Source organism: Pseudomonas inefficax (assembly GCF_900277125.1).
GTDB lineage: Bacteria > Pseudomonadota > Gammaproteobacteria > Pseudomonadales > Pseudomonadaceae > Aquipseudomonas > Aquipseudomonas inefficax.
Genome location: NZ_OPYN01000113.1, coordinates 1 through 13157, shown reverse-complemented (window position 1 = coordinate 13157; position 13157 = coordinate 1). Strand labels below are relative to the sequence as shown.

At 64.6% G+C, this 13157-nt stretch carries 13 protein-coding genes; 8 read left to right on the top strand and 5 right to left on the bottom strand.

The window, feature by feature from the left end:
• Positions 1–334, top strand: a 334-nt coding sequence (locus JV551A3_RS14125) for a helix-turn-helix domain-containing protein (protein ID WP_133978819.1), incomplete at its 5' end; no start/stop codon positions are given.
• A 150-nt stretch (positions 335–484) separates the two neighbouring features.
• Here the strand turns inward: JV551A3_RS14125 and JV551A3_RS14120 are convergent.
• Positions 485–1168, bottom strand: a complete 684-nt coding sequence (locus JV551A3_RS14120; protein ID WP_133978817.1) for a TetR/AcrR family transcriptional regulator — start codon at positions 1166–1168, stop codon at positions 485–487.
• A 139-nt stretch (positions 1169–1307) separates the two neighbouring features.
• The gene (locus JV551A3_RS14115) at positions 1308–2192 is read right to left on the bottom strand and encodes an NHL repeat-containing protein (protein WP_133972028.1); all 885 of its coding nucleotides are present in this window, start codon (positions 2190–2192) and stop codon (positions 1308–1310) included.
• A gap of 196 nt (positions 2193–2388) precedes the next feature.
• Between JV551A3_RS14115 and JV551A3_RS14110 the strand changes: the two genes are divergently transcribed.
• The 4 genes from JV551A3_RS14110 to JV551A3_RS14095 all read left to right on the top strand — a co-directional run bounded on the left by JV551A3_RS14110 (position 2389) and on the right by JV551A3_RS14095 (position 6479).
• Complete coding sequence (locus JV551A3_RS14110; RefSeq protein WP_133972026.1) at positions 2389–3369, top strand: aliphatic sulfonate ABC transporter substrate-binding protein; 981 nt, start codon at positions 2389–2391, stop codon at positions 3367–3369.
• Positions 3370–3385: 16 nt separating this feature from the next.
• The gene (locus JV551A3_RS14105; RefSeq protein WP_133972024.1) at positions 3386–4777 is read left to right on the top strand and encodes an LLM class flavin-dependent oxidoreductase; all 1392 of its coding nucleotides are present in this window, start codon (positions 3386–3388) and stop codon (positions 4775–4777) included.
• A 106-nt stretch (positions 4778–4883) separates the two neighbouring features.
• Positions 4884–5720 carry a bifunctional allantoicase/(S)-ureidoglycine aminohydrolase gene (locus JV551A3_RS14100; protein WP_013972924.1) on the top strand — a complete coding sequence of 279 codons (837 nt, stop codon included), beginning with the start codon at positions 4884–4886 and terminating at the stop codon, positions 5718–5720.
• 159 nt (positions 5721–5879) lie between these two features.
• Entirely contained in the window at positions 5880–6479 is a 600-nt protein-coding gene (locus tag JV551A3_RS14095) for an START domain-containing protein (RefSeq protein ID WP_133972022.1), read from the top strand.
• Between the two features lie 365 nt (positions 6480–6844).
• Here the strand turns inward: JV551A3_RS14095 and JV551A3_RS14090 are convergent, their stop codons facing one another.
• On the bottom strand, positions 6845–7726 hold the full coding sequence (locus JV551A3_RS14090) for a LysR substrate-binding domain-containing protein (protein ID WP_112252531.1): 882 nt from the start codon (positions 7724–7726) through the stop codon (positions 6845–6847).
• A 70-nt stretch (positions 7727–7796) separates the two neighbouring features.
• Positions 7797–9587, bottom strand: coding sequence for a gamma-glutamyltransferase (gene ggt, locus JV551A3_RS14085; protein ID WP_133972020.1), 1791 nt, complete (start codon positions 9585–9587; stop codon positions 7797–7799).
• A 117-nt stretch (positions 9588–9704) separates the two neighbouring features.
• Between ggt and JV551A3_RS14080 the strand changes: the two genes are divergently transcribed.
• Positions 9705–10355, top strand: coding sequence for an ankyrin repeat domain-containing protein (locus JV551A3_RS14080; RefSeq protein WP_133978815.1), 651 nt, complete (start codon positions 9705–9707; stop codon positions 10353–10355).
• A gap of 171 nt (positions 10356–10526) precedes the next feature.
• Here JV551A3_RS14080 and pobA read toward each other — a convergent pair whose 3' ends face one another.
• Positions 10527–11714, bottom strand: a complete 1188-nt coding sequence (pobA, locus tag JV551A3_RS14075; RefSeq protein WP_133978813.1) for a 4-hydroxybenzoate 3-monooxygenase — start codon at positions 11712–11714, stop codon at positions 10527–10529.
• 172 nt (positions 11715–11886) lie between these two features.
• Between pobA and JV551A3_RS14070 the strand changes: the two genes are divergently transcribed.
• On the top strand, positions 11887–12765 hold the full coding sequence (locus JV551A3_RS14070; RefSeq protein ID WP_133978811.1) for a helix-turn-helix domain-containing protein: 879 nt from the start codon (positions 11887–11889) through the stop codon (positions 12763–12765).
• A 199-nt stretch (positions 12766–12964) separates the two neighbouring features.
• Positions 12965–13157: MerR family transcriptional regulator (locus JV551A3_RS14065; protein WP_133978809.1), on the top strand; the 193-nt coding region annotated here is incomplete at its 3' end.

The window sequence follows — 13157 nt, the reverse complement described above, 5'->3', positions numbered from 1 at the left end:
CGCGAAGAAGTCCATGAGCCTGCACTTGCGCACCATCGTCGAGCTGATGGAGAACAACCTCGAGGAAACCCTCAGCCTCGACCAGCTGGCGGCCTACAGCGGGCGCTCGCGCCGGCAGATCGACCGCCTGTTCCAGGCCCAGCTGGGCACCTCGCCGCGGCGTTACTACATGGAGCTGCGCATCACCAAGAGCCGCCGGCTGTTGCAGTATTCCGACCTGTCGGTGATGGAGGTGGCAGTGGCCTGCGGGTTCGTTTCGGTGTCGCACTTCAGCAAGTGCTATGCGGCCTACTTTGGCTACCCGCCGTCGCGTGAGCAGCGGTTGGGCGAGTGAGCTGGAACAGATGTCAGGAATGTGAGGCCTGGAGGGGCCTCTTCGCGGGCACGCCCGCTCCCACAGGATCACCACAGCATTCAAGGCAGATGCAGTACTTGTGGGAGCGGGCATGCCCGCGAAGGGGCCGGCCCAGGCAATGGAAAATGTTCAGGGGCGGTGCTCGATCTGGATATACCGCAACACCGCATCACAGATCATCGCTTTGTGCCGCAACTTGACCTGCTCATCGGACAGGTCGATCTGGAAGATCTCGCCAAAGGTGTGGCGGTTCGAAACCCGGTAGAAACAGAACGAGCTCATCAGCATGTGCAGGTCGATGACCTCGATGCCGGCGCGGAACACACCTTCCTGCACCCCACGGCGCAAGGTATTGCCCAAGGCCTCGAGCACCAGGCTGCTCATTTCGCGAATCGCCGGCGACTGCTTGACGTACTCGCCGTAGTGGATGTTTTCGGTGCAGATGATCCGCACGAAATCGACGTTGCGGTCGTGGTGATCGAAGGTGAACTCCACCAGCCGGCGGATCGCCTGCTCGGCCGGCAGCGACTCCAGGTCCAGGCTTTGCTCAGTCTTGCGGATATCGCCGTACAGCTTGATCAGGCACTCGCAGTACAGCTGCTCCTTGCTGCCGAAGTAGTAGTAGATCATGCGCTTGGAGGTGGCGGTACGCTCGGCGATCGCGTCGACGCGGGCACCGGCCAGCCCTTGCTGGACGAACTCGTTAATGGCGGCCTGGAGGATGTCCTCGCGCGTTTTCTCGGGGTTGTTCTTGCGCGTCTTGCGCCCCCCTTCGGTTTCTGGCTGGCCGAGGCTGACTACGGAATCACTCATACCCACTCACAGGCTGTTTATTGGAATGGGGGGATTATCCGCGAGCGCAGCCATGCAGGGAAGCGCGCTGTTGGTCGGGTGGCCATCACCCACCGCTACTGGCCACCTGCAAATGGCGCCTGCCCAGCCAGGCACCGGGTCAGTCGCGCTGGGCGGTATTGCGCTCCAGCGGCGGCGTCAGATGCAGCACGCGGTTGCGCCCGCCTTCGGCCAGCAGATAGCCGCCCTTGCCATCGGCGACGATCGACTGGGGCGCCTTGAGGAACGACAGCACGGTCTGTCTCGAGCCGTCGGCATCGATGCGCAGCAGCCGGGCTCGGTGGGTGTTGTCTTCGCTGATCCACAGGCCGCGCTGGTCGCAGAACAGGAACGTCGGGTTGCGCAGACCATCGACCACCACCGGGTCCCGGCCATCGTCGGACAGCGCGCGGACCTTGCCGTTGGCCTTTTCGGTATACAGCAAGCGCCCGTCGCTGCAGCGCGTCAGGCCTTCGGTTTCGGTCAGACCGGAGCGCAGCACATCGAGCTGGCCGCTGCGCCAGTCATAACGCATCAAACGGCCATTGCCCTTGCGGTCCTCGATGGCGTACAGGTGCTCGCCGTCGTTCCACAGGCCCTGCACGCTCTCGCCGTCGAACAGCCGCGTGACCTGGCCATCGCGGGCCAGGCTGACCGGGGCAAACCCGCCTTCCTGGCTGAACACCCAGCCACCCTGCGCTGCCACCATGCCGTCTGGCTTGGACAAGTTGTCGATGACTACCACCCGGTCGCCTTCAGCGGTAATCCTGAGGATGCTGCCACGGCCATCATCCAGTTCACGGCTGACCAGCAGGCTGCCATCGGCTTGCGGCAGCAGCGACGCGGCCTTGGTTACATCGCGGTGCAGCACCTCGACGTCCCAGCCGGAGGCAGCCTGGACCGGGTAGAAACTCTGCCAGGCAAAGAAGCCCAGGGTGGCCGTGAGCAGGCCGGCGGTTGCGGCCAAGGCAATGCGAGTGCTGCGCTTGCGCAGGATGTGCGACATGTAGGGCTCCTTGGGAATGCCGGGCAGCCTAGCAAGCGAATGTGAAAAAAATGTCGAAACGGACCAAACGTTACGAAACAAAAGGATATAAAAATAACAAAACAATCTAACAAACAGGAATATAAAAATTGAAAGCCAAACGCCACCTCCTTAGTCTGGGCACATCGTTTCCCTTCCAGCTCAAGGAGCAATGCCCATGCCCGCCCGTGCCTTCTCCCCCCTGCGCCGCCTGTTGATCGGCGGCTTGCTGGCCAGTGTCGCCAGTACCCTGTTGCCCTGGTCTCAAGCCCTGGCCGACGAAACCAGCACTCTGCGCATCGGTTACCAGAAGTTCAACAGCATCAACATCCTCAAGGGCAGCGGCGCCCTGGAGAAGGCCCTGGCACCACAAGGCGTGAAAGTCAGCTGGCACGAGTTCGCCGCCGGCCCGCAGTTGCTCGAAGCCTTGAGCACTGGCGCCATCGACCTCGGCCATGCCGCCGACGCACCCTCGGTGTTCGCCCAGGCCGCGGGCAAGCCAGTGGTGTACCTGGCCGCCGAGCAACCCTACCCACGCGGCATAGGCCTGGTGGTGCGCGAGCAGGACCACCTGGCCAGCGTGCAAGACCTCAAGGGCAAGCGCGTGGCCACTGGCCGCGGCTGGAACGCCCAGTACCTGCTGGCCGTTGCCCTGCAACAGGCCGGCCTCAGCTACCAGGACATCACCCCGGCCTACGTCAACAACGCCGCCGATGCCGTGGCTGCCCTGCAATCGGGCAGCGTCCAGGCCGTGACCCTGTGGGACCCGTTCCTTGCCGCGGCAGAAAGCCAACCGGGCCTGAAGAACCTGCGCGATGGCAGCGGCCTGTCCAACAACCGCACCTTCTACCTGTCCACCGCCAGCTTCGCCGACCAGCATCGCGCCTTGCTGAAGACCTTCTTTACCGAGCTGGGCAAGGTCAGCCAGTGGGCCAATGCCAAACCTGCCGAAGTCGCCGCGCTGCTGGCCCCGCAACTGGGGATCAACGCCAATGTGCTGCAAGTGGCCAGTGAGCGGCGCAACTACAACGCCGTGGCCATTACCCCGCAGATCGTTGCCGAGCAACAGAAGCTGGCCGATACCTTCCAGGGCCTGGGCCTGATTCCACGCAAGCTGCAGGTGGCCGACGCGGTCTACCCGGCTTCCGTGTTGCCTTGAGCGGAGCACGCCCACCATGCCCCGCCCGATCCGCTTCAACGCCTTCAGCATGAATGCCGCCAGCCACCAGTCCCCCGGCCTGTGGCGCCACCCGCGCAACACCAGCGTGGCCTTCAACCGCCTGGACTACTGGACCGACCTGGCCCGCCTGCTCGAACGCGGCCTGTTCGACGCCCTGTTCATCGCCGATGTGCTGGGCATTTACGACGTCTACCAGGGCGGCCCCGAAGCCGCCCTGCGCGGTGGCGTGCAGGTGCCGGTCAACGACCCGCTGCTGCTGGTGCCGGCCATGGCCGGGGTTACCGAGCACCTGGGCTTCGGCGTCACCTTCTCGCTCACCTATGAACACCCCTACCCCTTCGCCCGGCGCATGTCCACGCTCGACCACCTGAGCAATGGCCGGGTCGGCTGGAACATCGTCACCGGCTACCTCGACAGCGCCGCGCGCAACCTGGGCCTGGCGCGCCAACTGGGCCACGACCAGCGCTATGACCTTGCCGAGGAATACCTGCAGGTGCTTTACAAGCTATGGGAAAAAAGCTGGGAGGAAGACGCGGTGCTGCTGGAGCGTGACAGCGGACGCTATATCGAACCTGCCCGAGTGCACCCCATCAACCATGTGGGTGAGCACTTCCAGGTGCCAGGCATGCACCTGTGCCAACCTTCGCCGCAACGCACGCCGGTGCTGTTCCAGGCCGGTGCTTCGGCACGCGGCCAGCAGTTCGCGGCGCGGCACGCCGAGTGCGTGTTCATCAGCGGGCCGACGCCCACGGTACTGCGCCGCTACGCCGACGGTATCCGCCAGGCCAGCGAGGTGGCCGGGCGTGGCCGGGACGAGGTGCTGATCTACGCCCAGGCGCTGTTGATCGTTGCCCCCACCCGGGAGGAGGCCGAGGCGCGCTTCGCCGAGTACCGCAGCCATGTCGACCTGGATGCTGCCCTGGCGCTGCTGTCGGGCTGGACCGGCATCGACTTTGCTGGCCTCGACCCCGATGCGCCGATCGAATACGTCGAGAACGATGCCGGCCGCGCAGCCCTGGCCGCCTTCACCGCCGCCGACCCGAACCGCCGCTGGACCGTGCGCGAAGCTGCCGAGTTCATTGGCCTCGGAGGCCGTGGGCCGGTGCTGGTGGGTGCTGCCAGCGAGGTGGCCGACCAGCTGGAAAACTGGCTGGACCAGACCGGCATCGATGGCTTCAACCTGACCTACGCAGTGCAACCGGACGACCTGGCCCATGTGGTCGAGTTGCTGGTGCCCGAACTGCAACGCCGTGGCCGCTACCCGCTGAGCTATGCCGAAGGCACCTTGCGCCACAAGCTTTTCGGCCAAGGCGACCGCTTGCCGGAAGAGCACGTTGGCCGACAAGTGCGCATTCAACCGGCAAATACCGGGTATTCCAACATTTAATTTGTGGATGGCACACGCTCGACCCTATTCTGTCGCCACATCCCCTGCGCCGCACCGGCCGGTGCGGTTCACGGCATGGGGAGAGAACAACAAGTCGAGATCGTCCATGTCGAACCATTCCTACTTCGCCCCCCACGGTGGGCACCCGGCTCAGACCGAGCTGCTGACTGACCGTGCCATGTTCACCGAAGCCTATGCCGTCATCCCCAAGGGCGTGATGCGTGACATCGTCACCAGCCACCTGCCGTTCTGGGACAAGATGCGCATGTGGGTCATCGCCCGCCCGCTGACCGGTTTTGCCGAAACCTTCTCCCAGTACATCGTCGAAGTGGCCCCGGAAGGCGGCAGCGAGCGCCCTGAACTGGACCCGAACGCCGAAGCCGTGGTGTTCATCGTCGAAGGCGAACTGGACATCACCGTCGAAGGCAAGCACCACACCCTGGTACCGGGCGGCTACGCCTTCCTGGCCCCGGGTGCCGAGTGGAGCCTGCGTAACAACAGCAAGTCCAACGTCACCTTCCACTGGCTGCGCAAGCACTACCAGAAGGTAGAAGGCCTGGACGTTCCCGAGTCGTTCGTTACCCACCGTGACAACGCCACCGTCATCGAAATGCCGGGCACCGAAGGCCGCTGGGTCACCACCCGCTTCGTCGACATGGCCGACATGCGCCACGACATGCACGTGAACATCGTCACCTTCCAACCGGGCGGCGTGATTCCTTTCGCCGAGACCCACGTGATGGAACATGGCCTGTACGTGCTGGAAGGCAAGGCGGTGTACCGCCTGAACCAGGACTGGGTCGAAGTGGAAGCCGGCGACTTCATGTGGCTGCGCGCCTTCTGCCCGCAAGCCTGCTACGCCGGCGGCCCAGGCAAGTTCAGCTACCTGCTGTACAAGGACGTGAACCGTCACGTGCACCTGACGCTGAACCCTAAGCGTTGATGCATGGGGGCGCTTTGCGCCCCTTTCGCGACACAAGGCCGCTCCCACAAAGGCACGGTGTACGCCGCCCACTGTGGGAGCGGCCTTGTGTCGCGAAAGGGCTGCAAAGCAGCCCCAGTAGCCGCATACTGAAAATCCTGCCCCCGCGCGGTACCAGTCATGAACCGCTGCCTGCTGCTCGCCGCCCTGCTGCTGTGCACACCCGCCCCGGCCGCCGATGACTGGAACCTGGCCTACGATCGCGAAGGCATCCGCGTGTACCTGAGCGCCGCCCCCGACTCGCCCTACCAGCAATTCCGTGGCATCAGCACCATGAAAGCCAGCGTACGCACCCTTGTCGACCTGCAGGAGAACCTGCGGGTAGCCTGCAAGTGGTTGTACGCCTGCGCCGAGATGCGCCTGCTGGACGTGGAAGGCGATAACACCTGGGTTTACCTGACCACCAACCTGCCGTGGCCGACGATGCCGCGGGACATCGTACTGAAGGTCAGCACCGAACGCCTGGAGGACGGCACGCTTCTGCGCCACCTGAGCGCCGAGCCCGGCAGGATCCCCAAGGTGGACGGGCTGATCCGTGTGCAGCACTTAAGCGGCGAGTGGCGGATGAAACCGCTGGGTGAGCGCAAGACCGAGGTGACTTACCAGCTACAGGCCGACCCTGCCGGGGATGTGCCGGGGTGGCTGGCCAACCGGTTTGTGGTGGATGCGCCGGTGGTGACATTGCGAACCTTGCGGGCGGTGGCCGAGCGCCAGCCCTAGAGGCTATTGAAAGCCTGCACCGGCCTCATCGCCGGCAAGCCAGCTCCCACAGGGATCGCGCCAGCTTTTGGAAATTGAGCAAGACAGGTGCTCCCACCTCGGCCACACCGGCCTCAAGCCATGTGCAAATACCTGTAGGAGCGGCCTTGTGTCGCGATGGGGCGCGAAGCGGCCCCAGGTTTTCAGCTTCGCAGCAAAGATTGCCGGGGCCGCTGCGCGGCCCATCGCGACACAAGGCCGCTCCTACAAGGGCCAGTGCTGGCTTGAAGAGCTATCCAAGACAGTTAGGAATCGCACATTTCTCACGGGCTGTACCTGTGGGAGCTGGCTTGCCTGCGATGGGCCGCAAAGCGGCCCCAACCGTGTCAGATCCCACCACCCGCAAGCAATTGCGTCATCACCTCGGCCAACGCCTTGACCATCACATCCGCCGTCGGCCGGTGGACGATGACGATTTCATAGCTGTCGACCTCCGGCAGCCCTTGCCCTGCCCCCAGCACCCGGTGCTCGCCAGTCGCCGCCCGTGGCGGCAGCAGGCTGATACCCATGCCATCGGCGACCGCTGCCTGGATGCCGCTGAGACTGGAGCTGGTGAAGCTGATGCGCCAACGCCGGCCCATGCCTTCAATGGCGGTGATCATGTCGTCGCGGTACAGGCCGCGGGGCGGGAAAGTCACCAGCGGGATCGGGTCCAGTTCGAAGGCGGGCGTGCGCGCGCTGTCGATCCACTGCAGGCGCTCAGGCCAGCAGGCCACGCCTTCGCGGCTGTTACGCCGCTGCTTGAGCAACACCAGGTCGAGCTCACCGTTGTCGTAGGCCTGGCTGAGGTCGCGGCACAGGCCGCTGGTCACTTCCAGCTTCACCTGCGGGTGCAGTCGGCTGAAGGCCGACAGCGCATTGGTGGTACGCCCGCCCACGAAGTCCTCTGGCACGCCAAGGCGCACGGTCACGCCAACCATCGCCCCGGCCAAGGCTTCGAGCATCTGGTCGTTGAGCGCCAGCATGTGCCGGGCGTAGCCGAGCAGGGTCTGCCCGGCATCGGTCGGCAGCACATCGCGATTGCCACGCACCAGCAGGCGGTGGCCAACCATATCCTCCAGGCGGCGCACCTTCTGGCTAATGGTCGATTGGGTGGAGTGCAGGCGGGCAGCAGCCGTGGTGAAGCTGCCGCAATCGGCCACCACGACAATGGCGCGCAGCAGGTCGAGGTCGAACAGGGCCCTATTCGATTTCAAGCTGATTGACATCTTGATATTCAACTTCTGAATGGCAAGACTGACTTCTATCACGCCACCTGCTGCACCGCAACGCGCACCGCTAGTCGCCGACCGCTACCCCTTCGCGCCGAGGGTCGGCACCGCCCGACCAGCCCTTGCCACTGCGCTGGATAATCTGCATGCCGCTGGTCATGGTCATCGGCGTCACCTCATGCCCCCAGGCTGCCAACTGCCGGATCAGTGCCGGGCTGGCCAACCCCGCTTCGACTTCGGTGCCGGCATTGCGGCTGCCGAAGTTGGGCAGGCCGGCGGCCTGCTGCGGGTCGAGCTGCCAATCCAGCAGGCCGATCAGCGCCTTGTTCACGTAGCCGATGATCTGCGAGCCGCCGGGCGAGCCCAGGCTGGCCACCAGCTCGCCGGAGGCTTGCGAGAACACCAGGGTCGGCGCCATGGCCGACAGCGGTCGCTTGCCCGGTTGCACCCGGTTGGCCACGGGCTTGCCTTGTTCCCGGGGGATGAACGAGAAGTCGGTCAGGTGGTTGTTGAGCAAAAAACCCTTGACCATCAGATGCGAGCCGAACGCCGCTTCCACCGAAGTGGTCATGGCCAGGGCCTGGCCGCTATCATCCACCGCGCTGAGGTGCGAGGTGGAAATGCGCAGTGGCGAGCGGTCGGGCGCCAAGGCCAGGTCGGCGCCCTGCGGCTGGCCCGGGCGGGCGCGCTTCATGCTGTACTCGCCAACCAGCGCGGCGCGGCTGGCCAGATAAGCGGGGTCGGTCAAGGCCTTGAGCGGGACCGGCACGTAATCGCTATCGGCCAGGTATTGGGCGCGGTCGGCGTAGGCCAGGCGCTCGGCCTCGGCAACCAGGTGCACCGCCAACGGCGGCGTCTCCAGGCCAGCCGGGGACGAAGTCGCTACAGGCCGCAGCGCCGACAGATCGCGTTGTGGCGAGGCGCGCTGCACGGCTTCGAGAATTCCCAGAGTCTGCAGCACCGTCACCCCACCCGATGATGGTGGCGGCATGCCGCAGATGCGCCAGGCCTTGTAAGGCCCGCATACCGGGTCGCGTTCCTTGGCCTGGTATTGCTGCAGGTCCTGTAGCGACAGATAACCGGCATTGGCGTGGCCACGGACCTTGGCCACCATGGCTTCGCCGATTTCACCGGTGTAGAACGCATCAGGGCCCTGCTCGGCAATCTGCTCGAAGGTTTGCGCAAGCTCGGGGTTGCGCAAGGTAGTCCCGACCGCCAGCGGCTTGCCCTGTTCATCCAGGAAATAGCGGGCCATGGCCGGTGATCGGGCAATGAACGGGTCGCCCGCCACCAGGGCGTGAAGGCGTTCGGAAACCGCAAAACCGTTACGTGCCAGCGCAATGGCCGGGGCAAACAGGTCGCGCCAGGGCAGCTTGCCGTGCTGCTCATGGGCCAGCTTCAGGGCACGCAGAACTCCCGGTACACCCACCGAACGCCCGCCGATCTGCGCCGCCCTGAACGGCATTGGGGAACCATCGGTTTGCAGGAACAGGTTTTCCGTCACCGCCGCCGGGGCTGCCTCGCGGCCATCGAAGGCCTGCACGCGCTGGCCATCCCAGTAAAGGATGAACGCTCCGCCGCCAATGCCGCTGGATTGCGGTTCGACCAGGGTCAGCACCATCTGCATGGCGATGGCCGCGTCGATGGCGCTGCCACCGGCACGCAGCATCGCCCGCCCCGCTTCGCTGGCCAGCGGGTTGGCGGCGGCGGCCATGTGCCGGCTGGCATGCACCGGCTGCAGGCCAGTGCGGTAGCCGGAGGCCAGTTCCGGTGGCGCCGGCAGCACCTGGTCGGCACAGGCCCAGCCACTGGCGGCTACCAGGCACAAGGCGCCCATCAGGGGGGTGGGGAATGTCATCGTTAAGCTTCCTGCCATTACCTATTCAGCAGCGCACTGTGGGTCATGCACAAACTTGACTTCAAGCCCTGGCGTGTTTTTTCTAGGATGCGGGCAGGACACCGAGGAGCCTGCCCCATGCGTTCACTACTTGCTGCCATGCTGTTCGCCCTGTGCACCAGCCTTGCCGCCCACGCCGAGAGCACTGCCATGGACAACCGCCTGCACAACGCCGCCCGTCACGATGATGTGCGCACCCTGCAACAACTGCTGGCACAAGGTGCGCAGCTGGAGAGCCGCGACGAGCAAGGGCGCACCGCGCTGCTGGTGGCCACCCACGGCAACCAGATTGCAGCCGCGAAAGTGCTGATCGAGGCTGGTGCCGATGTGAATGCCAGGGACAACATCGACGACAGCCCGTACCTGTATGCCGGGGCGCGTGGCCTGAACGACATCCTGCGACTGACGTTGAACCATGGTGCCGACCTTGGGAGCACCAACCGTTACGGGGGCACAGCGCTGATACCCGCCGCCGAACGGGGGCATGTCGAGACCGTGCAGATGCTGATCGATGCCGGGGTGGATGTGAACCATCTCAACCGCCTGCACTGGACCGCGCTGCTGGAGGCGGTGATCCTCGGTGACGGCGGACCGCGGCATGTAGAGATCGTGCGCCGGCTGCTGGCGGCCGGGGCAGATCGGCAGATTGCCGACAAGGACGGGGTGACTGCTCTGGAGCATGCGCGGCAGCGGGGGTATCGGGAGATGGAGGCTTTGCTCGCCCGCTGATTTCAAGCCAGGCACTGCCCTTGTAGGAGCGGCCTTGTGTCGCGAAAGGGCCGCAAAGCGGCCCCAGCAATTTTGCAGGAATGCGAAGATCCCGGGGGCGCTTCGCCCCCCTTTCGCGACACAAGGCCGCTCCTACAGGAATTGCGCGTTGGCCAGGCTTTCACCTGCAGGTCAGGCCACTTCTTCGAACGGCAGCCCTACATAGTTCTCGGCGATGTTTACCAGCCCCGCCGGCGAGGTCAGGAAGTACTCGCGGTCGGCCTCCTGCATCTTCTGGTCCCAGGCGTCCTTGTGGCTGCCGAAGTCATGCAGCAGCTGGGTCATGAACCAGCTGAAGCGCTCGCCTTTCCACACCCGGCGCAGGGCCAGCGGCGAATACTGCTGCAGCAGGTCGGTGCGCCCTTCGCGGTACACCTTGACCAGGATGCGGTACAGGTAGTTGACGTCCGATGCCGCCAGGTTCAGGCCCTTGGCACCGGTCGGCGGGACGATGTGCGCGGCGTCACCAACCAGGAACAGGTGGCCATACTGCATCGGCTCGACCACCAGGCTGCGCAGCGGCGCGATGCTCTTTTCCAGGGCCGGGCCGGTGACCAGGCGTCCAGCGACATCTTCGGGCAAGCGCGCCTTGAGCTCCTGCCAGAAACGCTCGTCGGACCACGCCTCCACCTGCTCTTCCAGCGGCACCTGCAGATAGTAGCGGCTACGGGTGTGCGAACGCTGGCTGCACAGCACGAAACCCCGTTCGTGGTAGGCATAGATAAGTTCGTGGTTGACCGGCGGCGTGTCTGACAGCATGCCCAGCCAGCCAAACGGGTAGACCCGCTCGTACTGCTTGAGGATGCCTTCGGGGATGCTTTGCCGCGAGACACCGTGAAAACCGTCACAGCCGGCAATGTAGTCGCAGTCCACTCGGTGCACCTGGCCGTCTTTCTCATAGGTCAGGTAGGGCCGTTCGCCCTTGAGTTCGTGCGGCTGGACATTGCTTGCCGAATAGACGATCGACGCGCCGCTGGCTTCACGGGCCTGCATCAGGTCACGGGTGACTTCGGTCTGGCCGTACACCATCACCGTCTTGCCACCGGTCAGGGCCTTGAGGTCCAGGCGTTGGCGGCGCCCGCCGACCAGCAACTCGACACCCTCGTGTACCAGGCCCTCACGGTCCATGCGCTCGGCCACTCCGGCTTCACGCAGCAGGTCGACCGTGCCTTGCTCCAGTACCCCGGCACGGATGCGACCGAGCACGTATTCCGGCGTCTGGCGTTCGACGATGACCGTATCGATACCGGCCTTGTGCAGCAGTTGGCCGAGCAGCAGGCCAGACGGACCTGCACCAATAATTGCGACTTGAGTTTTCATTGTTGTTGTCTCTGTGCGGACGATGCCGGCCCTGGTCTGGCAGTGGGGCGGCATCTGCTGTTAGGGTTTGCCTTTGCATTTTTACTGGCAAAAACAGCCATGGAAGTGTGCTATTCCATGTATAACCTGCACTTTTACAAAAAACGTTCGATTAACGGACAGGCTTTTACGCATGAAATCCACCCTCCCCGGCGTCCCCCTGTTCAAGCTCTATGGCGAAAACCAGGCCTGGCCCGGCACCGACCTGCTGCACTGCGAGTCGATCCCGGCGCGTAGCCGTTTGCACCACTGGGAGATCAAGCCGCACCAGCATGCCGAGCTGTTCCAGTTGCTGTATGTGCAGCGCGGCCGGGCCGAGGTGGAGATCGAGGGGGTGCGCAGCGCCATCAGCGAAGCGGCGATCCAGGTAGTGCCGCCGATGACCGTGCACGGCTTTCGCTTCAGCGCCGACATTCAGGGGCATGTGCTGACCTTTGGCACGGCACTGGTGGCCAACCTCGAGCAGCGCCTGGGTGCACCGCTGGCAGTGCTGGCAAAGGCGGCTTGTTACCCGCTGGGCCGGGACCGGGTGCGCCTGCGCAGCCTGATCGACACCCTGCAGCAGGAGTACCAGAGCAACGCCCCGGCGCGGGCGGCCCTGCTCGAAGCACTGGTAACGGCGCTGATGGTGTGGATCAGCCGCCGCCAGCAACTGGGGCAGGCGCCGCGCAACCGCGATGAACGCGACCGCCAGCTGCTGGGGCAGTACCTGCGCCTGGTCGAGACGCATTACCGCGAGCACTTGTCGGTGGAGGATTTTGCCGCGCGGCTGAATATTCCGAGTTTGCAGCTGAACCAGCTGTGCCGGGCGCTGAGTGGGCAGACCGCGCTGCAGGTGGTGCACCAGCGGTTGCTGCTGGAGGCGCGGCGCAACCTGATCTATACGCGGATGAGCATCGGGCAGTTGTCGGATAGCCTGGGGTTTACCGACCCGACGTATTTTGCCCGGTGGTTCAAGCGGTTGAGTGGGCAGACGCCGAATGGGTATCGCAGGTCGGGGTTGTCTGAGTAATGTTTTCGCCTTTGCTGGCCTCTTCGCGGGTGAACCCGCTCCCACAGTGACGGCGGTGTGCTCAAGACCTGTGCACTTCCTGTGGGAGCGGGTTTACCCGCGAAGAGGCCAGTACTGGCAACACTCATCTCGCGACCCTGCTTGACGTATACGTCAACCTGACCTCAGGATACCCGCATACCCCACGCCGAGCCCCAGCATGAGCACCCAGACCTACAGCATTTCCGACCTGTCCCGCGAGCTGGACATCACCACCCGCGCCATCCGCTTCTATGAGGAACAGGGCCTGCTGAGCCCCGAGCGCCGTGGCCTGGAGCGTATCTATTCCGCGCGTGACAAGGTCAGCCTCAAGCTCATCCTGCGCGGCAAGCGCATCGGCTTTTCGCTGGCCG

Bases quoted from the DNA above. Each gene is read 5' to 3' on its own strand.
- JV551A3_RS14120 (WP_133978817.1), bottom strand. From the start codon at position 1,168: ATGAGTGATTCCGTAGTCAGCCTCGGCCAGCCAGAAACCGAAGGGGGG.
- JV551A3_RS14115 (WP_133972028.1), bottom strand. From the start codon at position 2,192: ATGTCGCACATCCTGCGCAAGCGCAGCACTCGCATTGCCTTGGCCGCA.
- JV551A3_RS14110 (WP_133972026.1), top strand. From the start codon at position 2,389: ATGCCCGCCCGTGCCTTCTCCCCCCTGCGCCGCCTGTTGATCGGCGGC.
- JV551A3_RS14105 (WP_133972024.1), top strand. From the start codon at position 3,386: ATGCCCCGCCCGATCCGCTTCAACGCCTTCAGCATGAATGCCGCCAGC.
- JV551A3_RS14100 (WP_013972924.1), top strand. From the start codon at position 4,884: ATGTCGAACCATTCCTACTTCGCCCCCCACGGTGGGCACCCGGCTCAG.
- JV551A3_RS14095 (WP_133972022.1), top strand. From the start codon at position 5,880: ATGAACCGCTGCCTGCTGCTCGCCGCCCTGCTGCTGTGCACACCCGCC.
- JV551A3_RS14090 (WP_112252531.1), bottom strand. From the start codon at position 7,726: ATGTCAATCAGCTTGAAATCGAATAGGGCCCTGTTCGACCTCGACCTG.
- ggt (WP_133972020.1), bottom strand. From the start codon at position 9,587: ATGACATTCCCCACCCCCCTGATGGGCGCCTTGTGCCTGGTAGCCGCC.
- JV551A3_RS14080 (WP_133978815.1), top strand. From the start codon at position 9,705: ATGCGTTCACTACTTGCTGCCATGCTGTTCGCCCTGTGCACCAGCCTT.
- pobA (WP_133978813.1), bottom strand. From the start codon at position 11,714: ATGAAAACTCAAGTCGCAATTATTGGTGCAGGTCCGTCTGGCCTGCTG.
- JV551A3_RS14070 (WP_133978811.1), top strand. From the start codon at position 11,887: ATGAAATCCACCCTCCCCGGCGTCCCCCTGTTCAAGCTCTATGGCGAA.